We start from the raw sequence: 26,233 nt of genomic DNA on the forward strand, positions 1-26,233 counted from the left end.
CTTAATAAGTGGCTCTTTTTTAAACATTATATTCTAACACCAATAGGAAGCATGCTTTTGTACTCTCTATGTTTTCTCATGAATTTAGCAATAGTAGGGCAAGTAGGAACAACCCTTAAATTGCGTTCTTGCAAGTTTTTTAAAACTAGAGTTATAAATTCATTTTGAAATTCTTCAGTATTTTTTTCTTCAGGAACAATTAGTTTTGTTAAAAAAATCTTTCGTTCTTGTAATGAGTATTCAATGATGGCTAATTCGTCGTTAATTTTGCATTCAAACTGGCGTAAAAAATCGTTGTCTGATACTTCTGCTGTTTCTATCATGGTCATGTTTTTAACAAATGAAGTAAAGAGAAAAAAAGAAATTCCTCTTTATAAGGTTTTAAGTTTTCAGTAGAAAACTGATACAAATTTACGAAAAAATATTATGAAATTAAAGAGTTTAACAGTTTAATGCCTTATGAATCAAGATATAATACATGTGTATTTTATGCCTGGAATGGCTGCTAACCCTACAATCTTTGAGTATATAGAATTGCCTAAAGATCGCTTTAAAATGCATTTATTAGAATGGGTTATTCCGCACCATAAAGAAAGCTTATCTGACTATGCTAGACGTATTTGTAAAAATGTAAAAGAAAAAATGCCTGTGCTTGTGGGGGTGTCTTTTGGTGGTATTTTAGTGCAAGAAATGAGCAAGCACATGAAAACACGAAAAGTTATTGTAATTTCCAGCGTATTAACAAAGTACGAGTTGCCTAAACGAATGAAATTAGCCAAGGTTACTAAAATGTATAAGTTTTTACCAACGCATTTGGTTCGTGATTTTGAATCGTATGCTAAATATACTTTTGGGAGTTCGACAATAAAAAGAGTGAATTTATATAAAAAATATTTGTCTGTACGTGATAAAAATTATTTAGATTGGGCTATCGAACAAGTTGTATGCTGGGATCAAGAAAAACCGCTTCCAAATACCATACATATTCATGGAGATAAAGATGCTGTTTTTCCGTATCAATATATTAAAGATTGTATCACTGTAAAGGATGGTACGCATATTATGATTATAAATAAATATAAATGGTTTAATGAAAATCTGCCACAATTAATTTTAAACGATAATGTGGCTTAGATTTTGATGCTATTTCAATTATAAAAACAAACCAAAATTATGAAGCATATCTATAAAGGTCTAATGTTTGTAGGGTTATTAGGCGTAGTTGCATTATCTATTAATGCTGTTGGAGATCCTGAAACAGATGAAAGTTTTGAAAAAAAACAGTTTAACGACTATAATGTCTATGCGCTGCAAATGCCAGAACAATTAGATTTTGCAGGTGAAAATTTACCGTTAAACGATCCTGATATTCATGAGCGTATGGATCGTGAATTATTAGTAAACACATATTGGCAATCTAATGCGTTGCTGTTATTTAAACGTGCTCATAAATATTTTCCTATTATAGAACCTATTTTGAAAAAGCACGGAATACCAGACGATTTTAAATATTTAGCTGTTATAGAAAGCGGATTAACAAATGCAGTCTCTCCTGCAGGTGCTCGTGGTGTTTGGCAAATAATGAAAGCAACTGCTAAAGATTTTGGTTTAGAAGTAAATGATAATGTAGATGAACGTTACAATCTTGAAAAATCTACAGAAGTGGCTTGCGAATATTTAAAAAAATCTAAAGCACAATTAGGAACTTGGACTTTAGCTGCAGCGGCTTATAATGCAGGTAATGGAGGTGTGCGTTCTAGGTTAAAAGCTCAGAAAGTAGACGATTATTATGATTTGTTACTAGGAGAAGAAACCGGACGTTATGTGTTTAGAATTATAGCTTTAAAAGAGATTTTAAATAACCCGTTAAAGTATGGTTTTAACTTCAGAGAGAAAGATTTGTATACTTATGTACCAACGTACAGTGTAAAAGTAGACTCAGCTGTTACCGATTTTGCTGTTTTTGCACAGAAATACGATATTAATTACAAGATTTTAAAAATTCATAATCCATGGTTACGTGAATCATTCTTAAATAATAGTTCACGAAAACTATATGAGATACAGATTCCCGAAGCAGGTTATTATAAAAAATAAGATTTATCTATATAAAAAAAGGGCGTTGAATCATTTCAACGCCCTTTTTTTATGCTTTAAAGAAAAAACTATCGTCTTCCTCCTCTTGGTTGTTTATGTCCTCCAAAATGTTGGTTAGGTGCTTGTGCACGCTTCATGTTTTCTTTCATCATTTTTATTTGATCTGTAAGCATGCCTTGTTTATCTAGTTTTTGAGCTTCAGATAATAATTTAGTAGCTTCTTGTTTTCTGCGTTTAGATAAAGAGATACCAGCTAAGCTTAATTTTGCCATCGCTAAATCATGATCCATGTTTAAACCTAAAGCCACAGCCTTTTTTAAATATTTTTCAGATTCATTCATATTTGTTTGCGATACCATAATACCGTGTAAGTAGTTGTAATACCCTTGCTGTTTTGCTACTAAAGCAGATTCTGGGGTTTTAATTTTGTTTAACCACTTGGTTGCGCCTTCAAAATCTTGTTTACGTAACTTTAAAAAGGCAAGTAAAATAAACTCGTTTTTAAAGTATAGAAAGATAAAAATAGCAGATAATAAGATTAACATGATACCATTTCCAATATTTCCTTCAATAAATTGGTAAACAGCATATGCTATAATTAAACCGGCTATTACTAATTTTATGTTCTTGTTGTACATATTTTTTATTTAATTTTATAAGTTGTTATAGATGTTACTTTTGTTGGGTTGCTGTTTGGATGATTTAAATCTACAGCATTACTAGCTTCAGCATTTACAGTCATTTCATTGATAAATCCTGTTTTCTTGTCGGCAATTACGACTATATTTTGTTTTCCTTTTAAAAGCAAGTTTGTAAACTCGTCTTCAATAATCATACTTAAAGTAGATTCTGCATTTAAAACAATGTTGTCAGATAGCTTTTCTAGCTTCCAAGTGTTTTTAGAATTAACATCGCCAGAATACTCATTTTTCCAAGTATCTCCAATATTTACTTTCTGTTTCGGATAAATATGTGTGAGTTGCTCAAAACTTTTAGATAAAGATTCGTTACCAAATTCAGCTTTCATCGATTCAATCATAAGCTGTTTTGTAAATTCATCATCTATTCCAGATAAGCTAATCATATTATTAATCATCTCTTCTGCGCCAAGTACATGAATAATTTCTCCACTAAAAGACATCTCTATTTGTAGTTCAGAATGTGTTAAGCCTCCAAATATTTTACCTTCTGTATCGTCCTCTGCCGCAGGCTTGTTTGTGTCTACATCTACTAATATACCAAACTTGTTAGAGGTTGTTTTAAGCTTAAATTGATTAAAGTGAAATTTTAATTTATAGGTACTATCTGTTTTAGCGGCGACCTTAAAGGTGTAATTCTCATCAAGGTTATTTAGTATTTTATGTTCTACACCTTGTTCACATTGTACAATATTTTGTGTAGCATGTTGTCGTACCGTTATGCTGTCTCCAATATTTAACCGATATTGCAGTAAAGACTGGGCAGATAGGGAACATGTACCTATAAAGGTAAACACTAATATTTTAAGAAAAAATCGAATCATTTGTACTATATTATTTGGGACTACAAAGAAACTAAAAATTTTACTAAAAAATATTTTTTAAATAAGGTTTGTTAAACTAAAAACTCTTTGTATATTTGCGCGCAGTTTTGACAAACAATCAAAGCCAAGTGTAGTTAATATATTGAAGATTTTAAAGATACAAGACAATGAGTAAAAGAACGTTTCAACCATCAAAAAGAAAGAGAAGAAACAAGCACGGTTTTAGAGAGAGAATGGCTTCTGCCAATGGTAGAAAAGTCTTAGCACGTAGACGTGCTAAAGGAAGAAAGAAACTGTCTGTATCTTCTGAGTCAAGACATAAAAAATAATGATATCAATGTTTTGATATATAAAGGTGTTACTTTTCGTAGCGCCTTTTTTTATATCTAGTTTATAATTACTTTAGCAATATCTTAATTTTATACAATGCCAAAAAATCCAAAGCTAAAATCTATTCTTATCATCGGGTCTGGACCAATTGTAATTGGACAAGCCTGCGAATTCGACTATTCAGGGACTCAAGCCTTAAGATCACTTCGCGAAGATGGGATAGAAACCGTATTGATCAACTCGAATCCAGCAACTATTATGACCGACCCTTCAATGGCCGATCACGTATATTTGTTGCCTTTAACGACAAAATCTATTGTTGAAATCCTTAAAGAGCATCCACATATTGATGCTGTTTTACCTACCATGGGTGGGCAAACAGCACTAAATTTATGTATTGAAGCCGACGAAAAAGGGATTTGGAAAGATTTTGGTGTAGATATTATAGGTGTTAATATTGATGCTATCAATATAACAGAAGATAGAGAGCAGTTTAGAGAGTTGATGCTTAAAATTGGTATTCCAATGGCTCCACAAGCAACTGCTACATCTTACCTAAAAGGTAAAGAAATTGCACAAGAATTTGGTTTCCCTTTAATTATTAGAGCGTCTTACACCTTAGGTGGTGCTGGTGCATCTTTCGTATACAAAGAAGAAGATTTTGATGAATTATTAACCCGAGGATTAGAGATTTCTCCTATCCATGAGGTTATGATTGATAAGGCTCTTATTGGTTGGAAAGAATACGAATTAGAGTTACTTCGAGATGCGAACGATAATGTTGTAATTATTTGTTCTATTGAAAATATGGATCCTATCGGAATTCATACAGGAGATTCTATTACTGTAGCTCCGGCTATGACGCTTAGTGATAAAACATACCAAAGAATGCGTGATATGGCTATACATATGATGCGTAATATTGGTGACTTTGCTGGTGGTTGTAACGTGCAATTTGCTATTTCTCCAGACGAGAATGAAGATATTATTGCAATCGAGATTAATCCTCGTGTATCGCGTTCTTCTGCATTAGCAAGTAAAGCAACAGGTTATCCTATTGCGAAAATAGCTGCTAAATTAGCTATTGGTTATCATTTAGATGAATTACAAAATCAAATTACAAAATCTACTTCAGCTTTATTCGAGCCGACTTTAGATTATGTAATCGTAAAAATTCCACGTTGGAATTTTGATAAATTTGAAGGTTCAGATAGAACATTAGGACTTCAAATGAAATCTGTTGGTGAAGTCATGGGTATTGGGCGTTCGTTCCAAGAAGCATTACATAAAGCCACTCAATCTTTAGAGATTAAACGTAATGGTTTAGGTGCAGATGGTAAAGAAAATAAAAATTACGAGCAAATCATCGAGAAGTTAACTCATGCGTCTTGGGATCGTGTATTTATTATTTACGATGCTATTGAGATGGGAATTCCGTTAAGCAGAATTCACGAAATCACTAAAATCGATATGTGGTTCTTAAAGCAATATGAAGATTTACATTTCCTTAAAAATGAAATTTCTACATTTACTATAGACACTATTCAGAAAGATTTATTACTTGAAGCTAAACAAAAAGGATATGGTGACCGTCAAATCGCTCACATGCTTAAATGTTTAGAGAGTCAAGTTTATAAGAAGCGTGAAGAACTTGGTGTAAATCGTGTTTACAAATTAGTAGATACGTGTGCTGCAGAATTTCAAGCGAAAACGCCATACTATTATTCTACTTTCGAAAGTGATGTAGAAACAGCCGATGGTAAACGTTTTACAGATAACGAAAGTGTTGTTACAGATAAAAAGAAAGTCATAGTATTAGGTTCTGGTCCAAACCGTATTGGTCAAGGTATAGAATTTGATTACTGTTGTGTTCACGGTGTACTTGCAGCTGCAGAATGTGGTTACGAAACCATCATGATTAACTGTAACCCAGAAACGGTATCTACAGATTTTGATACTGCAGATAAATTATACTTCGAGCCTGTTTTCTGGGAACATATTTACGATATTATTAAGCACGAAAAACCAGAAGGTGTAATCGTTCAGTTAGGTGGCCAAACAGCCTTAAAACTTGCTGAAAAATTAACCAAGTACGGTGTTAAAATATTAGGAACAAGCTTTGAAGCTTTAGATTTAGCCGAAGATCGCGGATTGTTCTCTAACATGCTTAAAGAAAATAAAATTCCTTACCCAGAGTTTGATATTGCAACAACTGCAGACGAAGCTTCTGCAATTGCAGACAAACTAGATTTCCCAATCTTAGTACGTCCATCTTACGTACTTGGAGGACAAGGAATGAAAATTGTGATTAATAAAGAAGATCTAGAAAAACACGTTGTAGACTTATTAAGCAGAATGCCAGGTAACCAATTACTGTTAGATCACTATTTAGATGGTGCAATCGAGGCAGAAGCAGATGCTATTTGCGATGGTGAAAATGTATACATTATTGGTATCATGGAGCATATCGAGCCTTGCGGAATTCACTCCGGAGATAGTAATGCATTACTACCACCTTTTACTTTAGGAGATTTAGTTATGGAACAAATTAAAGACCATACTAAAAAAATCGCTCTAGCATTAAATACTGTTGGTTTAATAAACATACAGTTTGCTGTAAAAGATGATTTAGTGTATATTATAGAAGCCAATCCAAGAGCGTCTCGTACGGTTCCTTTTATAGCGAAAGCTTACGGAGAACCTTACGTAAACTATGCAACTAAAGTGATGTTAGGAGAGAAAAAGGTAACAGATTTCGATTTTAAACCAGAATTAAAAGGGTACGCCATTAAGCAACCCGTATTCTCTTTCAATAAATTCCATAACGTAAATAAGAAACTAGGTCCAGAAATGAAAAGTACTGGAGAAAGTATCTTATTTATAGATAACTTAAGAGACGATGAGTTTTATAACATCTATTCTCGTCGCCGTATGTATTTAAATAAATAAACATACTATTATTATATACTAAAAAAGGCTTCCAAATTTGGAAGCCTTTTTTTATGCTTTATTATGTCCCGTCCTGAAATAGCGATACACTAAAATTTAGTGTAATGAAAACATCAGACCATTTAGGGCATACCAAGCGTACCCAAAAAGACTACTCTCTTTCTTTTAAACTTAAATTAGTTGAAGAATTAGAGCTTGGACTTCTTACAAAATCACAAGCTAAGCTTAAATATGGCATCCAAGGAGATTCTACAGTAACCAAATGGTTGCAAAAATATGGTAACTTTGATTGGGAACACCAATCTCCAAAAACGATGTCAAAAACTCCAGAACAAAAAATACTCGAATTAGAAGCTAAGGTTAAACTTCTAGAAAAGCAAAAGGCAAGAGCAGAACACCCTGCTGAACGTGCAGATAAGAAGGTTATAATTTTTGATATGCTCGTAGATATGGCTGAAAAGGAATATGATATCGAAATCAGAAAAAATTACAAACCCGAGTTATCAAAAACTTCAAAGAAGACCAAAAAGAGACCATAATCTCTTCCTGTGAATTACTCGGGGTAAATAGACAGGTTTATTACAGAGCTATAAAATCCAAAAAGCATAAGCAAAGCTTAGCAAAACAAGTTATAGCTATGGTACGTTCTGTTAGGAATTTAATGCCAAGGCTAGGCACAAGAAAATTATATTATATACTTAAAAATGAATTAAGCAAAGTACATGTAGGTAGAGATAAGTTGTTTAGAATACTCAAAGCAAACCACATGGTTATAAAACCTAAAAAGAGTTATCATATAACAACTGACTCTCATCATAGATTTAGAAAGCATAAGAATAAAATTAATGAGATAGAATTTAATCGTCCAGAACAGGTTTGGGTAAGCGATATCACCTACACTGGGAATAGAAAAAATCCGTCTTACCTTGCTTTAGTTACAGATGCATATTCAAAAAAAATAATGGGCTATGACATATCAAATAGTCTTGAAGTTGGAGGTTCTCTTAGAGCTCTTGAAATGGCTCTAAGAAAAAGAAGTTATAAAGACCAATCTTTAATACATCACTCAGACAGAGGTTTGCAGTATTGTTCTAATGATTATCAGAACTTGCTAAAAGACAAAAATATTATTACAAGTATGACAGAGAAATATGATCCTTATGAAAATGCTATCGCAGAGCGTGTAAATGGTATTTTGAAACAAGAATTTGCAATAGCAACTTACGATACCGATATAGAAACAAAGAAATTAATAATCAAAGATGCAGTCAATATTTACAATAGTTTAAGACCACATTTTTCTAATCATATGCGAACACCTGATATGATGCATAAACAACAAAAATTAAAAAGAAAACAGTATAAATCAAAAAAGCTGAACAATCTTAAGATTGTTCAGCTTTAATTAATATTTTTAATCCTTTAATAATCTGTATCGTTTATTCAGGACTAGACATTATTTTTTAAAATAAATATATAATTAAATAGCACCCGAACTTTTAAGAACAAAATACGTAAGCGGTATTGTAATCGCCAATATAATAAGTACAGGTTTTGCCCAACTACGTTTTTTATATTCTATAGATTTACCTAAATATGTATTCCAGAAATATTCGGTTAAAATAAAAGCTCCAATGGCATTTATTATTAATGCTAAATTAGAGTTTAATTGCAGTAACGAAATTAATACAACAATAAAAATGTAGCTTATTGTAAATATAATGACCTGATTTTTCGCCTTTTTTAATCCTGTGTTTTTAAAATTAAACATTAATAATACACTTCCAAAAAGCGGCGAAAATAAAATAGAAATAGCTAAAATTAAAGTTTTAGAGTATAACTCTGGTAAAGCCTTTAGTTTAGCTTTTGTGTTAGAAGAAGCATTAGAAGTTATAGATGCCGCTGCAACACGTTTTTCTTTAGTAATACGTTCTGCATCTGCCGTTAAATTGCTATGAATAGAGTTAATAGCATCTGTGTTTACATCTCTACTTTTTAAAATATTTAAAGCCGTTAAACGCGCTTCGTTGGTGTAAACGTCTTCGTTAAAACTAATGGCTTCAAGTTCATCATTAGTCTTTTTTTTAAATCTGTTTACAAAAATATTATCCGTCATTTTTTAGTTTAAAGTGTTGTTTGTGCAATTTTTTTGCAAGTATAATTTTATAAAGATACCACTATTTATTTCAAGAGATAAATCCTTTAAAAGTAAGATTATTTTAATGCGTTGATTATTAGTTATTTAATTTAATGTAAATGTCTGATGATTTTTTGGGGATCATCAGACATTTAGTTTGGGCGTTACCATAAAGGTCGCGCTTTTCGTTATATCTTTTTTAGCCATTTATAGAAGCTAAAAAAGGATGCCACTACTATCGCTAACGCAATTAGCGTTTGGCAGTAAGCTCTGCAATTTTACAGATTACTTCAGTTGCTTTTATCATACTTTCTACAGGAACATATTCGTAACGACCATGAAAATTATGACCTCCAGCAAAAATATTTGGACAAGGTAATCCCATATAACTTAATTGAGATCCATCTGTACCACCACGAATGGCTTTAATATTTGGAGTAATATTTACTTGTTTCATCGCTTCTTCAGCAATATCTACAATATGCATTACAGGTTCAACTTTTTCTTTCATATTGAAATACTGATCTTTTATTTCAACACTAACAGCATCATGATCATATTGTGAGTTTAAATCATTCGCTAATTTTTGCATCACTTCCTTACGCGCTTCAAAATGTGTTTTACTATGGTCGCGTATAATATATTTTAAAGTTGTTCCATCTACTTCTCCATTAATATCTGTTAAATGGAAGAATCCTTGGTAACCTTCAGTATGTTCTGGAGTTTCTATACGTGGCAGTGAGTTTATAAATTCTGTAGCGATGTACATAGAATTTATCATTTTTCCCTTAGCATAACCAGGATGTACAATTTTACCTTTTATAGTAACTACAGCGCCGGCAGCATTAAAATTTTCGTATTCTAACTCTCCAATTTCACTACCGTCCATAGTGTAAGCCCATTCTGCTCCAAATTTTTCAACATCAAATTTATGAGCACCACGACCAATTTCTTCATCAGGAGTAAAACCAACACGAATCTTTCCGTGTTTAATTTCTGGATGTTGTACTAAATATTCCATAGCAGTAACAATCTCTGTAATTCCAGCCTTGTCGTCTGCTCCTAAAAGCGTTGTTCCGTCTGTTGTAATTAACGTCTGACCTTTATATAGTAATAAGTCTTCAAAATAATCTGGCGATAAAATGATGTTTTGTTCCTTGTTTAAAACAATATCTTTTCCGTTGTAATTTTCAATAAATTGAGGTTTTACATTGGCACCAGAAAAATCTGGAGAGGTATCGAAATGAGAAATAAAACCAATAGTTGGTACATCGTGGTCTACATTACTTGGTAACGTTGCCATAATATATGCGTTTTGGTCTATAGATACATCTTCTAAGCCAATCGCTTTTAATTCGTCTGCAAGAGCATTAGCAAGATCCCATTGTTTTGCTGTACTTGGTGTTTTGTCACTTTCTGGATCCGATTCTGTATCTACAGTAACGTAGCTTACAAAACGGTTTATAAGGTGCTGTTTATTTATCATGAGGGGTGAAATTTTATACAAAAATACTATTATTAATTATTTATGCTTTTTGAATTGTAGGATTTTTTATTTAAAAGTATTTTTGCACAAATAAATCTGCAATGTATAAGTTATTAATTCGTCCTTTATTTTTTAGTTTCGATCCTGAGAAGGTCCATCACTTTACCTTTTCTATGGTTCGTGTACTGTCTAAAATTCCTTTCATTCCTAGTCTATTTAGAGCTCTATTTGTTATTGAAGACAAAAAATTAGTACGTGAAGTCTTCGGATTAAAATTTAAAAATCCAGTAGGTTTAGCCGCCGGTTTCGATAAAAATGCAGTGTTATATAATGAATTGGCAAATTTTGGGTTTGGTTTCGTAGAAATAGGAACAGTAACTCCAATTGCTCAAGTAGGAAATCCTAAAAAGCGTATTTTTAGACTTATCGAAGATCAGGGTTTAATAAACCGTATGGGCTTTAATAATGAAGGAGTAGAGACCGCAATTATTCAGCTTAAAAAGAATAAAGGAAAAATTCTTATTGGGAGGGAATATTGGAAAAAACACACAAACAACTCCAGATAATTATACTTCAGATTATGTAACATGTTTTAATGCATTACATCCTTATGTAGATTATTTTGTACTTAATGTAAGTTGTCCAAATGTGGGGAGTCATGCTAAATTAAACGATAAAGATTATTTGCTAGAATTAATAAGTACAGTAAAAAAAGCAAATAAAACGTTTGGAAAAGAGAAGCCCATTTTACTTAAAATTGCACCAGATTTAAACGATGTGCAGTTAGACGAAATTATAGAATTAGTTAATGAAACGAAGCTTGATGGTGTTATTGCATCTAATACATCTGTAGATCGAAGCGGATTAAAAGCATCAGAAGTTCAGCTTGAAACTATAGGAAACGGAGGTCTAAGTGGGCAACCTGTTAAAGAAAAAAGCACACAAGTAATTAAGTATTTGAGTGAAAAAAGTAATAAGGCATTCCCTATTATTGGAGTAGGAGGGATTCATTCTGCCAAAGATGCATTAGAAAAATTAGATGCAGGAGCAACTTTAGTTCAAATTTATACTGGATTTATTTACGAAGGCCCTGGTTTAATTAAAAAGATTAATAAAGCAATTTTAAAACAAGCATAACCTTTGGATGTAGATGTTCTAATATCTTTTATAATCGCGACTTCTGCTTTAGCAATAGCACCAGGACCAGATGTTATTTATGTATTAATGCAGAGTATAACCAACGGTAAGTCTTTTGGTATTGCTACTGCATGCGGCTTGGTCACAGGCTGCTTAGTACATACTACTTTAGTTGCTTTTGGTGTGTCTGCAATTATAAAATCTTCTGAGTCTATTTTCTTTTTTATAAAACTATTAGGCGCATTATATTTATTTTACTTGGCGTATAAAGTCTATAAAAGTGATGCAAATGTATTGCTAACCAAAGCTAATGTTCCTGAGAAAACGTGGAGTCAATTATATAAACAAGGGTTTATCATGAATGTTTTAAACCCGAAAGTGTCTATCTTTTTTCTGGCCTTTTTTCCTGGATTTTTATTTAGTAATACATTAGGAACCGTGCAACAATTCTACATTTTAGGTTTTATATTTATAGGTGTATCGTTCCTGGTCTTTGCTACGATTGCAATTTTAGGAGGTTCCATTTCAGAATATTTAAAACAACATAAAGGGATTGGTCATATTTTAAAATGGATGCAAATTGTCGTGTTTACAGGTATTGCAATTTTTATCTTATTTTCAGAAAAATAAAGGTATTTTTAAATGATAAACGTTAACAAGTAATGGCTCAAGATGTAAAAATTATAGAATGTCCGCGCGATGCCATGCAAGGAATAAAAGCCTTTATTCCAACCGATCGTAAAGTGCAATACATACAATCCTTGTTGCGTGTTGGTTATGATACTATTGATTTTGGTAGTTTTGTGTCGCCTAAAGCGATTCCGCAAATGGTAGACACTGCCGAGGTGCTTTCTCGATTAGATTTGTCTAAAACAGTAAGTAAACTTTTAGCAATTATAGCAAATACCAGAGGTGCCGAAGATGCTTCTAAACACAAAGAAATAGATTATTTAGGCTATCCGTTTTCTATATCAGAGAATTTCCAAATGCGTAATACACATAAAACCATTGCCGAATCTGTAGAGACATTACAAAAGGTTTTAAATATTGCAGATCAGCGTAATAAAGAAGTGGTCGTTTATATTTCTATGGGGTTCGGGAATCCTTACGGAGACCCTTGGAATGTAGATATTGTGGCAGATTGGACGGAACGTTTAAGTAAAATGGGCGTGAAAATTTTGTCTTTAAGTGATACTGTTGGGAGTTCAGACCCTGAAACCATAAAGTATTTGTTTTCTAATTTAATTCCGTTGTATAAAAATATAGAGTTTGGGGCGCATTTACATACTACACCAAATTTGTGGTTCGAGAAAGTAGATGCCGCATATAATTCCGGTTGTAAACGTTTTGATGGTGCCATCCAAGGATTTGGAGGTTGCCCAATGGCTAAAGATGAACTAACAGGCAATATGCCTACCGAAAAGCTATTATCTTATTTTACAACAAAAAAGGTAAACGGATTAAATGCTTTAAGTTTTGAAAGCGCGTATAATGAAGCGACCAAAATTTTTAAAGTCTACCATTAATTTCATCTTAATTTTTTAACATATCTCGGTTAAACTATTCAAAGTTCGTTAGGTCTATATATATAACTAACTTAGACTAACTACATTGAAAAATTTACTGCTAATATTGTTATTATGCTTCTCTGGAGCTCTGTTTGCCCAGAAATTCACCCTAGAGGGCATTGTTAAAGATAAAACATCAACCGTTTTAGAAGGTGCCACGGTATATCTTCAAAGTATAAAAGATAGCATTCCCATAGCATATGGTATTACTAATAAAAATGGTGCATTTTCTATTCAGGTAAATACCGAAGACGATAGTAAAGCTATTTTTAACATTGCTTATATGGGGTATGTACCATATCAGCAAGATATTAATGTCCCTGATGGAAAGGAATTAAATATGGGAGTTGTTACCATAGAAGAACAAGTGGAACAATTAAACGTGGTTTCTATTATCGCTAAAGCACCTCCAGTATTAATTAAAAAAGATACTATTGAATATAATGCAGATAGTTTTAAAACCTTACCAAATGATAAAGCTGAAGACCTTTTAAAAAAATTACCTGGTATTGAAATTGATACCGATGGCAATATTACCATGAATGGTATTGAAGTGGAAGCTGTTAATGTAGATGGTATGGCTTTTTTTGGTGAAAAAAGTGGAGATATTGCATTAAAAAACTTACCGAGTAATGTAATAAGCAAAGTTCAAGTGACAGACTATAAAACCAATACGCAGAAATTTACTGGCGAAGAATCGGATTCTGGAACTAAAGAAATAAACCTGACTATTAAAAAAGGAAAAAACAGAGCCACTTTTGGAGATGTTAAAGTAGGATACGGAACCGATGAAAAATATCAAGTAAATGCTAATATTTTTAAGCTGATTGAAGGTAAACAGTTAGGGCTTATTGGAGGATCTAACAATATTAATATGACTAAAGGTTTCAACTCACTGCCAGATACGGATACGAGTAGTGGATATATAGAATCGGATTTTATTGGAGCCAATTATACTAAAGGTAAATGGAATGAAACCCGTATTAATGGAAACTACAGATACAGCGCTCAAAATAATGAAAAAGAACAAATAAGCCATACTGAGAACTTTCTGCCCGACTTTAATTACATTACCGATTCAGAAAGTAAAAGTTTTAATGATTCAGATAGTCATATTGGAGGTGGAGATTTAAAAATTATTATTCCGCCTAAAAATAAAAAGTCTAATAATAAAGTTTTAATTTCTAATGAAATAGGTGTTAACGTCAGTCATTCAGAGTCAGGTTCGGTAACCGATAAAAAATCTGAATATACAAATGGCGATTTAGTGAGTGATTATTATTCAGAAAATGAATCCTTGTCAGATAATTACAGTATCAATAATGAATTTAGTGTTACTACAATTACGGGAAAAAGAGATTATTTAACCATGTCTCTTAATACCGATTTTAGTAAAGGAAATGCTGATAATATGAATTATTCTGAAAATTATATTGAAAGATTAAGCAGTACAGAAATTCAAGATCAAATAAATAATACAGATACTTATGGTAGTGATATTTCATTGAATGCCTTATGGAGTAAAGAATTGTTTACAAATTTCAGAATTATGCCTCGATATTCTGCAAGTATAAATTCTCAAGAGAATGAAAAATATATTTACGATTTTGATGAGAATACAGACGATTATGATGATTTTAATGAGATTCAAAGTTCAGATAGTAGATATGCTGCAACTTCAATAAGACCCGCTTTAAGATTGCGTTATGAGTATAAAGATTTCCGTTTTGAGGTTGAAGGAGGTTACACAAATACCTATACAAAGTATACCGATAAATTGATTGAAGCTCGAGATTTTAAAACAGATTTTGAGTATGCAACCTATTCAGGAAGAATACGCTATCGCGATCAGAATGGGTATAAGAATATCAATTTAACCTATAATCAGAAAGTCAATTTACCTTCAGTAAATCAATTACAACCTGTTATAGATGAAAGCGATATTACACATGTTGTTATCGGAAATCCATTCTTAGAGCAAGAGATAAATCATAATATTAAATTTTCATACCAAAACAATTTAGCATTTAATAACATTAATGTTACTGGAACTATTAAAGCAGAATTTGTAGATGATAAAATTATCAGTTCAACAATAACAGATGAAGATTTAAATAAATACACGACTTACGATAATATTGATGGCGATTATTCATATTCAGGGAGCGTCGCTATTACAAAATCATTTTTCAGTAAAAAAACAAATATTAATATCAATGCCCGTTTAAATGGATCTTTTAGTAATGCGTTGTCTATACAAAATGGCGTAGAATTTACTGGAGAAACAACAATGTTAAGACCTTCATTATCGTTTAAATATTCTTATGATAATAAATTAGATCTTAGTGCGAGTTACAGTTATTCGGCAACCAGTGTTGTTTATGATACAAATGATTTTAATGATAATACATACTTTTCTCAGAATGTAGATTTTGATGCATCAATATTCTTTTTAAAAAATGTATTCTTATCTAATAAAGTGTCTTACAGTTACAATAGTCGTGTAGGAGATGAATTTGATGGTGATGCTATTTTTTGGAATGCAGGTTTAGGTATCGAATTATGGAATAATAAAGCGACGCTAACACTTGTGGGTTACGATATGCTTGGAAAGAATAATGGGTATAGACGTTCTGTTACAGAAACATATATTAAGGATACAGAAAGTAATATTTTAGAACAGTATTTTATGTTGAATTTTACCTACAAGTTCGGAAACTTTGCGGGCCAACAAATGAATATTAAAGGTAGTCGTGGTAGAGCAGGAGGTTCTTCTCGAGGCGGCGGAGGCGGAAAGCGATAGATCTTCTAATTTTGAAAAAATAAACATTGGTTTTCTGAGTTTTTTGAAGGTTTTATGCTTTAATTAAGTTTTTTTTATCTTATATATTGTTTAAAAATGAGCAGAATGAGAGAATACTCTTGTTTTATTTTATAATAAAAAGTAAATCGATTACATCTGAATACACTTATAATGAGTAGACTAAAATAAAATGAGTAATTATAAAAAGAATAAATATATATTTTTTATAATTAATAGGTATTTTCCTTAACTATCCTAAATAATATTTAGAAATTTGTATTTATATGAGTTTTTAGCAATTTAAATAACCTACTTATTTGTTTTGAAGAAACTAATCTTGTAACGAACCGCATTTTGTTTTATGTTTTTGTGCTTCGTTAATGCCTCATCTAGAAAGAAAAACATTTTAAACCTCATTCTACTATATGAATAACTACTTCATAAAAACAACTAATCCAGCGCCTCTAGTAGTGTTTAGAGTCTGTTTTGGTTTGTTAATGTGTGCTAGTTTATTTAGTTTTTGGCAAAAAGGTTGGATTGAATCACTTTATTTAGAACCTAAATTTCATTTTACATTTTATGCTTTCGAATGGATTAAACCATTTGGTGTTTATACTTATGTCTTATTTGCTTTGTGTGGTTTATCTTCCATTTTCGTAGCTTTTGGTTTTAAATATAGAATTGCAATAGTAACGTTCTTTTTAAGTTTTACTTATATTCAATTTATGGATAAAACGGTGTATCAGTCGTCGTCTTATTTTATAATGGTATTAAGCTTTTTAATGATTTTTCTGCCAGCTAATGCGGCTTTTTCAATAGATTCTTTACGGTCAAGACGCTCATACCGTACCATTCCAAAGTGGTGTTTAGACAGTGTGAAATTAATATTTTTTATAGTGTTCTTGTATTCCGGTTTAGCAAAACTTAATTCCGATTGGTTGTTACGTGCTATGCCTTTAGAATTATGGCTAACGGCGAGTAAAAATATTCCATTAATTGGCGATTCTGTATTGCAATCTAATTGGTTTCATTATGGTGTAAGCTGGAGTTTTATGGTTTTCGATTTAACAATTCCATTTTTATTACTTTATAAACGTACACGATTTTTAGCTTTTGGCTTGCTTGTTTTTAATCAGTTATTTTCGCAAGCGCTGTTTCCTTTAGGTATGTTGCCTTTAATGCTTATTATTTGTGCACCTATTTTTTTCTCTTTAGAATGGCATCAAAAAGCATTATTAATTTTAAGAGCCTTTTTATCTCCAATTCAAAATGGTTTAAAGTTTTCTTCAGCATTAAAAATGACAAAAGATTATCAGTATAGAACACCTTTATCTGTTCTTATTGTATTGCTGTTTTTTGTGTTTCAATTGCTATTTCCATTGCGGTATATGTTGTATCCTGGAGAGTTGTTTTGGACAGGAGAAGGGTATTTGTTCTCTTGGCGTACATCGCTTATCGAAAGATCTGGAACCACTACTTTTACTGTTGTAGATTCTAAAACAGGAGAACGTTTTAATATTAAAAATTCAGATTTTTTAACACCTAGTCAAGAAAAACAAATGAGTGCTCAGCCTGATTTTATTTTAGAATTTGCACATTGTCTAGGGCGTCACTTTAAAGCAGAAGGACATGATCAGGTTCAGGTTTATGCTCAGAGTTATGTGTCTTTAAATGGCAGAGCAGAGGCTCAATATATAGATCCAGACGTAGATTTGTTACAAGAAAAAGAATCCTTTAGACATAAAAAATGGATACTCCCTTTTCAAGATAAAATTCGCGGCTTGTAAGATTTAATTCCTATTTTAAATTTCTTCTAAAATTTTAATAATCTTAATCATGAAAATATTTATCTTCCTTATTTTGTGTTTAAATTTTAATATTGTTTCAGCTAAAGAATGGAAGAATTTAAAAACGTATCAGAAAGAAACACAGTTTGAAGTCCTGTCTAATGGAGATTGGTTTACAGCAGACAGAAAACAAAATTCTAAAGTTTGGCAAAATGCAAATCGCTTCAATTTAATGCAAATGCATCCAGAAAATTATACATCTGTAGTGCAACGTTTGGGGTTTTATATGTGGTTTCAAAAAAAGATAGAGCAAAAAGGAGATGAGGTTTATTGGGTGAAAATGGCCGCTTTTATTTCAGAAAAATTAAGCAGAATATATACTTTTCCTTATAAATACATTGTAAAAAAATCGACTATTCATAGTGCTAATTATGGGAGTGAAATTGTGTTTAATAATGCTTTTCCTTATTTAAGAACTCTGTTTTTAGCCTCAGAACCTCTTAAAAATACAGCAGCAGAAACTTGGGATTTAAAAATGCTACATCTAGAACAGTACGATTGGGTAGCATCTGTATATGAAAAAATAGATGCTAAAAATTTAAAACAAATTTCTCAAATAGCTAGAGGAAAAGGAGTTTACAGATTATTTGTGCCTAAAGAATTAGCATTTACAACCGACTTAAAAAATCCAAACCACAGATATTATTATGCCGTAAATGTACTTTTGCCATATTGTAAATGGTCTAATTAAAATTAGGTGCATTCACTTCTGTTTATACTATTAAAAATAGTATATTTGCACGCAATTACATCTTAATTGCACCATGACAGCACACGAAAACAAAATTCTAGGAGAAGGACTAACCTACGACGACGTTTTATTAGTCCCAGCATTTTCCGAAATTTTACCAAGAGAGGTAAATATTCAAACAAAATTTACACGAAACATTACAATTAACGTACCTATTATTTCTGCGGCTATGGATACGGTTACAGAAAGCGCTATGGCAATTGCTATAGCTAGAGAAGGAGGTATTGGTGTGTTACATAAAAACATGACCATTGCCCAACAAGCTCAAGAAGTACGTAAAGTAAAACGTGCAGAAAGCGGTATGATTATCGATCCTGTAACGTTGCCTTTAACAGCTAAAGTTATTGATGCTAAGAATTGCATGAAAGAACATAGCATTGGAGGAATTCCTATTGTTGATGATGAAGGGAAACTAAAAGGAATTGTTACCAATAGAGATTTACGTTTCGAACATGAGAACGATCGTGCTATTGTTGAAATTATGACTTGCGACAATTTAGTAACTGCAGCAGAAGGAACATCTTTAAAAGATGCTGAAGTTATTTTACAAGAAAAGAAAATTGAAAAACTACCTGTAGTTGATGCCGATTATAATTTAATTGGATTAATTACATTTAGAGATATTACAAAACTTACACAAAAACCAATTGCAAATAAAGATAATTACGGACGTTTACGTGTAGCAGCTGCTATTGGTGTTACTGCTGATGCTGTAGAACGTGCCGAAGCTTTATATAATGCAGGTATTGATGCTATAATTATTGATACCGCTCACGGACATACCAAAGGTGTGGTAAATGTATTAAAAGCGGTTAAAGCTAAATTTCCATATTTAGATGTTGTTGTTGGTAATATTGCTACTGGTGCTGCCGCTAAATATTTAGTAGATGCTGGTGCAGATGCCGTAAAAGTTGGTATTGGTCCAGGATCTATTTGTACAACTCGTGTAGTTGCAGGAGTTGGATTCCCTCAGTTTTCTGCTGTATTAGAGGTTGCCGCAGCCATTAAAGGTTCTGGTGTTCCTGTAATTGCAGATGGAGGAATTCGTTATACAGGAGATATTCCTAAAGCAATTGCTGCTGGAGCAGATACTGTAATGTTAGGATCGTTATTAGCAGGTACTAAAGAATCTCCAGGAGAAACTATTATTTTTGAAGGAAGAAAGTTTAAATCTTACCGAGGAATGGGTTCTGTAGAAGCCATGAAAGAAGGTAGTAAAGACCGTTATTTTCAAGATATAGAAGACGATATTAAAAAATTAGTTCCAGAAGGAATTGTTGGTCGTGTAGATTATAAAGGAGATTTAGAAGAAAGTATTCATCAATTTGTTGGTGGTTTGCGTGCAGGTATGGGATATTGTGGTGCTAAAGACATCCCGACGTTAAAAGAAACAGGACGTTTTGTAAAAATTACAGCTAGTGGAATTAATGAAAGTCACCCACATGATGTAACGATTACTAAAGAGTCTCCAAATTACTCAAGATAGAAGTATATAAAGAGAGGAGATTCCTTTCTTTAATATAAAACTCCAATTAAAACTGAATTTCGTTTTAATTGGAGTTTTTTTATGTCTAATAAAATTGATAAGAATAAATCAATAAGAATGTATTCTCTATGTTATTGATAAGTAAACGGGTTAATTAACCTTTATACATATTTAAAAAAACAATCATGTGCTTGTCTACAAGTCCTTATTAAAGAAAGTGAAGCAATTAGCCTTTAGATAAAATACCGGCAATAAGTTTGGTGCTTGGAAATTGTTCTAATATAATTTTCACAAAAACAGTAATTGGAATAGCCATAATTAAACCAGGGATTCCCCAAATAAAGCCCCATAACATTAACATCACTAAAACGGTAATAATATTTATAGAAAAAGATTTTCCCATAAATACAGGTTCTAAAATAGCTCCAAATAATACCTGAACACCAGTAATACTAAGTATAAAGAAAATTAAAGTACTGGCTATCTCTATTTCAACAAAAGCAAAAACAGATAAAAGGATTACGGTTACAAAAGAGCCAACCATTTGTATAAAATTAATAATGAAAGCGAATAATACCCAGAAAATAGGAAAACTAACCCCAAAGACATAACACGCTAAACCAGTACCAATTCCTGTTAATAGACTAACAAACACCTTTACTTTTATAAATTTAATTAAATCCTTTTCAATTTTCATAAAGGTTTTAACCGATGTATGTTTTTGTCTTAAAATAGTATTGTTTAATAGTTTGTGTACGTTTATAGATTCTGCTAACCATAAAACCACAAAAAAAGCAGTCATTAATACCATTGTTAACGTGGTACGAATAAAGTTTACGGTTGGTCCAAAATTACTTAAAAGCGTATTTTTATCTAACAACTGTGTAGAGATGCTAATGTCATCATTAATTAATTCTGTTCCAAAAAAGCTTTCTAAACTCGCAATTAAGAGTTTTATTTTTTGTTCAGCTTTAAATATAAAAGCATCACTTGTAGATAGAATTTCTTTACTAGATAACTGTATTAAATCGCCAGCCAATTTAAAGAATACTAAAATAATAAGAACAATTATCACAATGCTTACAGCATTAGGTAATTTTCGCTTTGTTAACCATCTCATTATAGGTAAAAAAAGTAATGCGATGAACATTGAAAAAATAAGCGGGACAAAAATAAATGATAGTATTTTTAGTAAATAAAATACTAATGGAATAACTATAATAAGGAGGAGAAAATTAGTTGTTCGTCTATCGTTTAACATAGTTTAAAGGCACTTAAAAATTTCGATTTGCAAATGTAGTTTAAAACCTTAGAGTTTATGTGTGAAAATATCATAATTATAATGATAAAATTTTGTGATATTTACACGTAAACTTCTCCTCTGTGTGGCTTTAATGCATCTCTTAATGGTTTCATATCAGACTCATTAACAACTAAAAAAGCAATAGCATGCATTTCGTTAATTGCAGAATTTCCGGTTATAGTAATATCTAAATGTTCGGTTTCTATATATTCTTTTAAATGAATTTCATGGTGTTGGGCTGTTTTTAAGGCATGTGGACCTCGAAAATCCCAAATTAATTTTAATTGTCGCATGTGTTAAAGTTTTAACAAAAGTACAAATTACTTTATCAGATTATAATCTCTTGCTATATATTGTTGCATGTTTTAAATGTATGCTGTCAAAGGATTGTTATGTAGTCTGTTATGCTAATATTTAGTGTGGTTATTTAAAATAATAAAATATTGAAGTTTGTTAGATGTTTTTTAATACATCAAATCTTAATAAAAATACTAAAGTTGTTAACCCTGCGTTTGTTAATGCAACTTGTATTATAGTTTTATATTACTATTTTTGCTTAAGTTAAATTATAAATAATGAAATTGAAATCCGTTTTGTTGTTGCTCTTACTTATTGTATCTACTGTAAGTATAGCACAAATTGCTTCTGAAGATATTCTTTTTAATGTGGATCAAACTCCAGTATACGCATCAGAATTTGTTAGAGTTTATAACAAGAATTTAGATTTAGTTAAAGATGAATCTCAAAAAGATGTAGATGCTTATTTACAATTATTCATTAATTATAAACTAAAATTAGCAGAAGCTAAATCTTTAAAGTTAGATGAAAAAGGATCTTACAAGAGAGAATTAAAATCATATAGAAATCAATTAGCTCAAAATTATTTAACAGATAATACTGTTACAGACGAGTTGGTTCAGGAAGCTTATAACAGAACTAAAACAGATGTTAAAGCAAGACATATTTTAGTTAGAATAGACGAAACCGCTTCTCCACAAGATACATTAGCGGCTTATATGGAAATCGTTAAACTAAGAAATCGTTTAATAAATGAAGGTTTCGATAAGGTTAAAAAAGATGTTCATGATGGTAAAACTGTTTTTGCTGAAGATTTAGGATATTTCTCTGCTTTTAAAATGGTATATAGTTTTGAAAACGTAGCTTATAATACTAAAGTGGGCGATGTGTCTCAACCATTTAGAACACGATTTGGATATCATGTTGTGCAGGTTCTAGATAAACGTCCCGATCGTGGGACTGTACAGGTCGCACATATTATGGTTGCCAAAAACAAAAAAGGCGATACCATTTCTAATCCAGAGGCTAGAATTAACGATATTTATAAAAAGTTAAATCAAGGCGAGAGTTTTGAGAGTTTGGCTAAACAGTTTTCAGACGATTCAAGCTCTGCAGATAAAGGCGGGGAGTTAGCGCCTTTTTCTTTGGGACAATTATCGTCTAGCGAATTTGAAGAGCAAGCTTTTAATTTAATCTTAGTTGGTCAAATTTCTAAACCATTTAAAACAGATTTTGGTTGGCATATTATTAAACTATTAGACAAGAAACCGGTACCTGCATTTGCAGATATAAAATCGGAATTAGAAGAAAAGGTAAAACTAGACAGTCGGTCTAAACGTATTAAAGAAACTCATATTCAGGACTTAAAAGAGAGATATAACGTATCCGATAATCAGCCTGCGTTAGCCTATTTTGTTAAGATTTTAAATAAAAAGTATTACGAACATACTTGGGAGTTGCCTTCTAGGTTTAAAGCAGATAAAACATTATTAACTATAGGTTCTAAAACGTTTACATATAAAGATTTTGGTGATTATTTAGTAAAACGCCAAGCGCTGTTTTCAGATAAAGTTACTTTTGATAAAATTGTAGACATTAATTATGAATCTTTTTTAGATATAGAACTTAATGCTTATCAAGATGCTCATTTAGAAGAAGAAAATCCAGAATTTGCAGAGATTGTAGGCGAATATAGAGACGGTTTATTGTTGTTCGATTTAATGGAAAACGAAATCTGGAATGCAGGTCAGAAAGATACTGTTGCCGTAGAAGCTTATTATGAGGCACATAAAGACAATTATTTTTGGAACAAAAGAATAGATGCTATTGTAGGTGCTTCTGTAACAAGAAAGGACATTAAAAAGGTCTCTAAACTATTAAAAAAGAATGTGCCTTTAGAAGACATTAAAACTAAACTTAATGTAAAAGGTGAAATTCATGTTATGTTTACAACAGGGATTTTAGAAGAAAACAATCAAAGTTTACCTGCAGATTTTGAATGTAAAACAGGCTTGTCTAATATTTATGAATTTAATGATGGTTATATTGTAGCCAAAGTAAATCAAGTGCTTCCAAAAACACTCAAGTCTTTCGAAGAAGCAAAAGGTAATGTTATTAGCGATTTTCAGAATAATAAAGAAGAGATCTGGTTACAGGATTTGCATGCAAAATATACAGTATCTATTAATGAAAGTGTGTTAACTAAAGTAAGAAATCAAATTAATAATCAATAATTGAAAAACAGAATAATTATAGTATTGGTGTTACTAAGTGTAACCTCGTGCCAGCTTTTTGAAAAAGAAGATGCGCGTACTCCTGTGGCTCGTGTTAACGACTCGTATTTGTATCAAGAAGATATAAAAGATTTGGTTAACGAAGGAACCTCTAAGGAAGATAGCACACTTGTAGTTCAAAATTTTATTACACGTTGGGCTACGCAAGAGTTATTAGTAGAAGGCGCCAAAAGGAATTTAAACGAAGCAAAACTAGACGATTTTCAGCGTTTAGTAAATAACTACAAAAGGGATTTATATTCTAAAGCATATTTAGAAGCTTTGGTAAAACGTAGTATCGATACTACAGTGTCTTTTTCGGAAGCAGCACGTTATTATAAGTCCAATTTAGAAGCTTTTAAGTTAAATGAAGACCTTATTAAATTTAGATATATTAATATCGATGAAAACCGGTTAGATTTTAATGACTTACAAACCAAATTTAAGCGGTTTAACAATGAGGATAAGAGAGAGTTAGATTCTATTTCTATTCAATTTAAATCTTATGCTTTAAACGATTCTATTTGGATAAAAGTGAGTCAAGTTTTAAATAAGATTCCTGTGGTTTCGCTTGAAAATAGGGAACAACTGTTAAAAAAATCTAATTTTATACAGCTCAAAGATTCTTTAGGAGTATATTTGATGCGCGTTAATGACGTTTTATTACGCGGGAGCACGGCACCACTAGAGTACGTTAAGCCCACTATCGATCAAATCGTGATTAATAAAAGAAAATTAGAACTCATTAGAGATTTAGAAAAAGATATTACAAAAGATGCAATTAAGAACAAACAATTTGAAATCTATAATTAACCTCAAACAAGCTTTAATTTTTAGCTTAATCTTAAGTGCAAATGGCATGTTTGCACAAGAAATTATTCCAGACGAAGTTCCTGAAACCAAAGAAGTTGTAAATGAACCAAAAATGGTTAAAGATTCTTTAGTTACTCCTGGAGCAAAAAAGATAGATGGAGTTGCTGCTGTAATTGGGGAATATATTGTTTTAGAATCAGATGTTGTTAAAACAAAATTACAATTACAAGCTCAAGGTGTAAATACAGAAGATTTTTCAGACTGTGAACTGTTTGGAAAACTATTAGAAGATAAATTATATGCACACCAAGCTGTACAGGATAGTATAGTGGTTTCAGATATTGAAATTCAGTCGTTTGTAGACCAACAAATACAAGGGTTTTTACAACAGACTAACGGTTCTATGGATGCTTTATTAAAACTGTATAATAAAGAAGACGAGCAAAGCTTAAGAGATGAAATGTTTGAAGTAAACAAGAGTCAGAAGCTAGCGCAAGAAATGCAGAAAAAAATTGTTGAAGATGTAGAAGTTACTCCAGAAGAAGTTCGAGTATTTTTTAATGACGTACCTAAAGACGAGCGTCCTACATTTGGAACAGAATTAAGAGTTGCTCAAATTGTTGTAGAGCCACAAGTAACAGAAGCAGAGAAAGAAAAAGTTATAGAGCGTTTAAAAGAAATGCGTGCAGATGTTATTGAAAACGGTGCAAGTTTCCGTTCTAAAGTAGTATTGTATACAGACGATAAAGCGTCTATTTCTAATGGTGGTTTATATACCTTAAACCGTAAGCGTCCTAAAATGGTAAAAGAATTTAGACAAGTCGCTTTCTCATTAAAAGAAGGTGAAATTTCTGAACCTTTTGCAACAGAATATGGATACCATATTATCATGTTAGAAAAAATTAGAGGTCAAGAATACGATGTACGCCATGTCTTATTGATGCCTAAAGTATCTGACCAAGAAATCGCTAAAGCTAAAGAGAAAATAGAAAAAGTAAGAGCAGAACTAGAGAGTGGAGAAATTACTTTTGCTGAAGCTGCTAAAAAATATAGCGACGAGAAAGAAACAAAATATGATGGCGGACAATTAATTAACCCATCTACTCAAGATTACAATTTTGAATTAACTAAAATGGATCCAGAATTATACGGACAGATTCAAAATTTAAAAGATAACGAAATCAGTCAGGTTTTAAAAGATCAAGACCGTACTGGAAAAATAAAATTTAAAATTCTTACAGTTTCAGATCGTGTAGACGAGCATGTTGCTAATTATGCTCAAGATTATCTTAAAATTAAAGATTTAGCTTTAGCTGATAAACGTTTAAAAGCAGTTGAAAAATGGCAGAAAGAAACAATTTCTGAGACGTATATTAAAATAAACGGTGATTATAGAGATTGCGAATTTGCAAGTAACTGGTTAAAAAAATAAAG

General features: G+C 31.6%; 22 protein-coding genes and 1 pseudogene. 16 read left to right on the top strand and 7 right to left on the bottom strand.

Going from position 1 to position 26,233, the window contains the following annotated elements; genetic code table 11:
* Positions 1-26 precede the first annotated feature (26 nt).
* Positions 27-323: a GNAT family N-acetyltransferase gene (locus GQR95_RS09805; RefSeq protein ID WP_159023000.1), complete on the bottom strand. Its 297-nt coding sequence runs from the start codon at positions 321-323 to the stop codon at positions 27-29.
* 136 nt (positions 324-459) lie between these two features.
* Between GQR95_RS09805 and GQR95_RS09810 the strand changes: the two genes are divergently transcribed.
* Together GQR95_RS09810 and GQR95_RS09815 are read left to right on the top strand one after the other, a co-directional pair.
* Complete coding sequence (locus tag GQR95_RS09810) at positions 460-1,134, top strand: alpha/beta hydrolase (RefSeq protein ID WP_159023001.1); 675 nt, start codon at positions 460-462, stop codon at positions 1,132-1,134.
* A 39-nt stretch (positions 1,135-1,173) separates the two neighbouring features.
* Positions 1,174-2,097, top strand: a complete 924-nt coding sequence (locus tag GQR95_RS09815; RefSeq protein WP_159023002.1) for a lytic transglycosylase domain-containing protein — start codon at positions 1,174-1,176, stop codon at positions 2,095-2,097.
* A 68-nt stretch (positions 2,098-2,165) separates the two neighbouring features.
* On the opposite strand, the gene GQR95_RS09820 is transcribed toward GQR95_RS09815, so the two are convergent.
* Both GQR95_RS09820 and GQR95_RS09825 read right to left on the bottom strand, forming a co-directional pair.
* Complete coding sequence (locus GQR95_RS09820; RefSeq protein WP_159023003.1) at positions 2,166-2,735, bottom strand: DUF2892 domain-containing protein; 570 nt, start codon at positions 2,733-2,735, stop codon at positions 2,166-2,168.
* Positions 2,736-2,740: 5 nt separating this feature from the next.
* Positions 2,741-3,619 carry a DUF6263 family protein gene (locus GQR95_RS09825; protein ID WP_159023004.1) on the bottom strand — a complete coding sequence of 293 codons (879 nt, stop codon included), beginning with the start codon at positions 3,617-3,619 and terminating at the stop codon, positions 2,741-2,743.
* A gap of 167 nt (positions 3,620-3,786) precedes the next feature.
* Here GQR95_RS09825 and rpmH point away from each other — a divergent pair, with 167 nt between their 5' ends.
* The 4 genes from rpmH to GQR95_RS09840 all read left to right on the top strand — a co-directional run bounded on the left by rpmH (position 3,787) and on the right by GQR95_RS09840 (position 8,303).
* A complete protein-coding gene (gene rpmH, locus GQR95_RS09830; RefSeq protein WP_038527912.1) occupies positions 3,787-3,948 on the top strand; it encodes a 50S ribosomal protein L34 in 162 nt (53 codons plus the stop codon).
* A 97-nt stretch (positions 3,949-4,045) separates the two neighbouring features.
* Positions 4,046-6,898, top strand: coding sequence for a carbamoyl-phosphate synthase large subunit (carB, locus tag GQR95_RS09835; RefSeq protein ID WP_159023005.1), 2,853 nt, complete (start codon positions 4,046-4,048; stop codon positions 6,896-6,898).
* A gap of 104 nt (positions 6,899-7,002) precedes the next feature.
* The gene (locus GQR95_RS16610) at positions 7,003-7,437 is read left to right on the top strand and encodes a hypothetical protein (protein WP_199269581.1); all 435 of its coding nucleotides are present in this window, start codon (positions 7,003-7,005) and stop codon (positions 7,435-7,437) included.
* A 50-nt stretch (positions 7,438-7,487) separates the two neighbouring features.
* Positions 7,488-8,303, top strand: coding sequence for an IS3 family transposase (locus GQR95_RS09840; protein ID WP_233266025.1), 816 nt, complete (start codon positions 7,488-7,490; stop codon positions 8,301-8,303).
* A 75-nt stretch (positions 8,304-8,378) separates the two neighbouring features.
* Here GQR95_RS09840 and GQR95_RS09845 read toward each other — a convergent pair whose 3' ends face one another.
* Entirely contained in the window at positions 8,379-9,014 is a 636-nt protein-coding gene (locus GQR95_RS09845; protein ID WP_159023006.1) for a hypothetical protein, read from the bottom strand.
* Positions 9,015-9,285: 271 nt separating this feature from the next.
* Positions 9,286-10,521 (bottom strand): peptidase T, encoded by a 1,236-nt coding sequence (pepT, locus tag GQR95_RS09850; RefSeq protein WP_159023007.1) that lies wholly within the window; start codon positions 10,519-10,521, stop codon positions 9,286-9,288.
* Between the two features lie 101 nt (positions 10,522-10,622).
* Here pepT and GQR95_RS09855 point away from each other — a divergent pair.
* From GQR95_RS09855 to guaB, 7 genes and pseudogenes are all read left to right on the top strand, one after another.
* Positions 10,623-11,658 (top strand): annotated as a pseudogene (locus GQR95_RS09855) (quinone-dependent dihydroorotate dehydrogenase).
* Positions 11,659-11,661: 3 nt separating this feature from the next.
* Positions 11,662-12,288 carry a LysE family translocator gene (locus GQR95_RS09860; protein ID WP_159023008.1) on the top strand — a complete coding sequence of 209 codons (627 nt, stop codon included), beginning with the start codon at positions 11,662-11,664 and terminating at the stop codon, positions 12,286-12,288.
* A 32-nt stretch (positions 12,289-12,320) separates the two neighbouring features.
* Complete coding sequence (locus GQR95_RS09865; protein WP_159023009.1) at positions 12,321-13,184, top strand: hydroxymethylglutaryl-CoA lyase; 864 nt, start codon at positions 12,321-12,323, stop codon at positions 13,182-13,184.
* Positions 13,185-13,269: 85 nt separating this feature from the next.
* Entirely contained in the window at positions 13,270-16,029 is a 2,760-nt protein-coding gene (locus tag GQR95_RS09870) for an outer membrane beta-barrel protein (protein WP_159023010.1), read from the top strand.
* Positions 16,030-16,454: 425 nt separating this feature from the next.
* Positions 16,455-17,816: an HTTM domain-containing protein gene (locus GQR95_RS09875; RefSeq protein ID WP_159023011.1), complete on the top strand. Its 1,362-nt coding sequence runs from the start codon at positions 16,455-16,457 to the stop codon at positions 17,814-17,816.
* A 49-nt stretch (positions 17,817-17,865) separates the two neighbouring features.
* The gene (locus tag GQR95_RS09880; protein ID WP_159023012.1) at positions 17,866-18,567 is read left to right on the top strand and encodes an Insecticidal toxin complex protein; all 702 of its coding nucleotides are present in this window, start codon (positions 17,866-17,868) and stop codon (positions 18,565-18,567) included.
* A 73-nt stretch (positions 18,568-18,640) separates the two neighbouring features.
* Positions 18,641-20,113: an IMP dehydrogenase gene (guaB, locus tag GQR95_RS09885; RefSeq protein WP_159023013.1), complete on the top strand. Its 1,473-nt coding sequence runs from the start codon at positions 18,641-18,643 to the stop codon at positions 20,111-20,113.
* 226 nt (positions 20,114-20,339) lie between these two features.
* Here the strand turns inward: guaB and GQR95_RS09890 are convergent, their stop codons facing one another.
* Together GQR95_RS09890 and GQR95_RS09895 are read right to left on the bottom strand one after the other, a co-directional pair.
* Positions 20,340-21,374 carry an AI-2E family transporter gene (locus tag GQR95_RS09890; protein WP_159023014.1) on the bottom strand — a complete coding sequence of 345 codons (1,035 nt, stop codon included), beginning with the start codon at positions 21,372-21,374 and terminating at the stop codon, positions 20,340-20,342.
* Positions 21,375-21,475: 101 nt separating this feature from the next.
* Complete coding sequence (locus tag GQR95_RS09895; protein ID WP_159023015.1) at positions 21,476-21,709, bottom strand: hypothetical protein; 234 nt, start codon at positions 21,707-21,709, stop codon at positions 21,476-21,478.
* A gap of 282 nt (positions 21,710-21,991) precedes the next feature.
* Between GQR95_RS09895 and GQR95_RS09900 the strand changes: the two genes are divergently transcribed.
* From GQR95_RS09900 to GQR95_RS09910, 3 genes are read left to right on the top strand one after another with little or no spacing between them, the layout of a single operon-like run.
* Positions 21,992-23,947, top strand: a complete 1,956-nt coding sequence (locus GQR95_RS09900; RefSeq protein ID WP_159023016.1) for a peptidylprolyl isomerase — start codon at positions 21,992-21,994, stop codon at positions 23,945-23,947.
* A complete protein-coding gene (locus GQR95_RS09905; protein ID WP_233265903.1) occupies positions 23,948-24,799 on the top strand; it encodes a peptidyl-prolyl cis-trans isomerase in 852 nt (283 codons plus the stop codon).
* Entirely contained in the window at positions 24,762-26,231 is a 1,470-nt protein-coding gene (locus GQR95_RS09910) for a peptidylprolyl isomerase (RefSeq protein WP_159023017.1), read from the top strand. The genes GQR95_RS09905 and GQR95_RS09910 overlap by 38 nt, the downstream gene beginning before the upstream one ends.
* Positions 26,232-26,233: the final 2 nt, after the last annotated feature.

This window comes from Formosa sp. L2A11 (assembly GCF_009796865.1).
In the GTDB taxonomy this organism is placed as follows: domain Bacteria; phylum Bacteroidota; class Bacteroidia; order Flavobacteriales; family Flavobacteriaceae; genus Formosa.

Bases quoted from the DNA above. Each gene is read 5' to 3' on its own strand.
- GQR95_RS09805 (WP_159023000.1), bottom strand. From the start codon at position 323: ATGATAGAAACAGCAGAAGTATCAGACAACGATTTTTTACGCCAGTTT.
- GQR95_RS09810 (WP_159023001.1), top strand. From the start codon at position 460: ATGAATCAAGATATAATACATGTGTATTTTATGCCTGGAATGGCTGCT.
- GQR95_RS09815 (WP_159023002.1), top strand. From the start codon at position 1,174: ATGAAGCATATCTATAAAGGTCTAATGTTTGTAGGGTTATTAGGCGTA.
- GQR95_RS09820 (WP_159023003.1), bottom strand. From the start codon at position 2,735: ATGTACAACAAGAACATAAAATTAGTAATAGCCGGTTTAATTATAGCA.
- GQR95_RS09825 (WP_159023004.1), bottom strand. From the start codon at position 3,619: ATGATTCGATTTTTTCTTAAAATATTAGTGTTTACCTTTATAGGTACA.
- rpmH (WP_038527912.1), top strand. From the start codon at position 3,787: ATGAGTAAAAGAACGTTTCAACCATCAAAAAGAAAGAGAAGAAACAAG.
- carB (WP_159023005.1), top strand. From the start codon at position 4,046: ATGCCAAAAAATCCAAAGCTAAAATCTATTCTTATCATCGGGTCTGGA.
- GQR95_RS16610 (WP_199269581.1), top strand. From the start codon at position 7,003: ATGAAAACATCAGACCATTTAGGGCATACCAAGCGTACCCAAAAAGAC.
- GQR95_RS09845 (WP_159023006.1), bottom strand. From the start codon at position 9,014: ATGACGGATAATATTTTTGTAAACAGATTTAAAAAAAAGACTAATGAT.
- pepT (WP_159023007.1), bottom strand. From the start codon at position 10,521: ATGATAAATAAACAGCACCTTATAAACCGTTTTGTAAGCTACGTTACT.
- GQR95_RS09865 (WP_159023009.1), top strand. From the start codon at position 12,321: ATGGCTCAAGATGTAAAAATTATAGAATGTCCGCGCGATGCCATGCAA.
- GQR95_RS09875 (WP_159023011.1), top strand. From the start codon at position 16,455: ATGAATAACTACTTCATAAAAACAACTAATCCAGCGCCTCTAGTAGTG.
- GQR95_RS09880 (WP_159023012.1), top strand. From the start codon at position 17,866: ATGAAAATATTTATCTTCCTTATTTTGTGTTTAAATTTTAATATTGTT.
- guaB (WP_159023013.1), top strand. From the start codon at position 18,641: ATGACAGCACACGAAAACAAAATTCTAGGAGAAGGACTAACCTACGAC.
- GQR95_RS09890 (WP_159023014.1), bottom strand. From the start codon at position 21,374: ATGTTAAACGATAGACGAACAACTAATTTTCTCCTCCTTATTATAGTT.
- GQR95_RS09895 (WP_159023015.1), bottom strand. From the start codon at position 21,709: ATGCGACAATTAAAATTAATTTGGGATTTTCGAGGTCCACATGCCTTA.
- GQR95_RS09900 (WP_159023016.1), top strand. From the start codon at position 21,992: ATGAAATTGAAATCCGTTTTGTTGTTGCTCTTACTTATTGTATCTACT.
- GQR95_RS09910 (WP_159023017.1), top strand. From the start codon at position 24,762: ATGCAATTAAGAACAAACAATTTGAAATCTATAATTAACCTCAAACAA.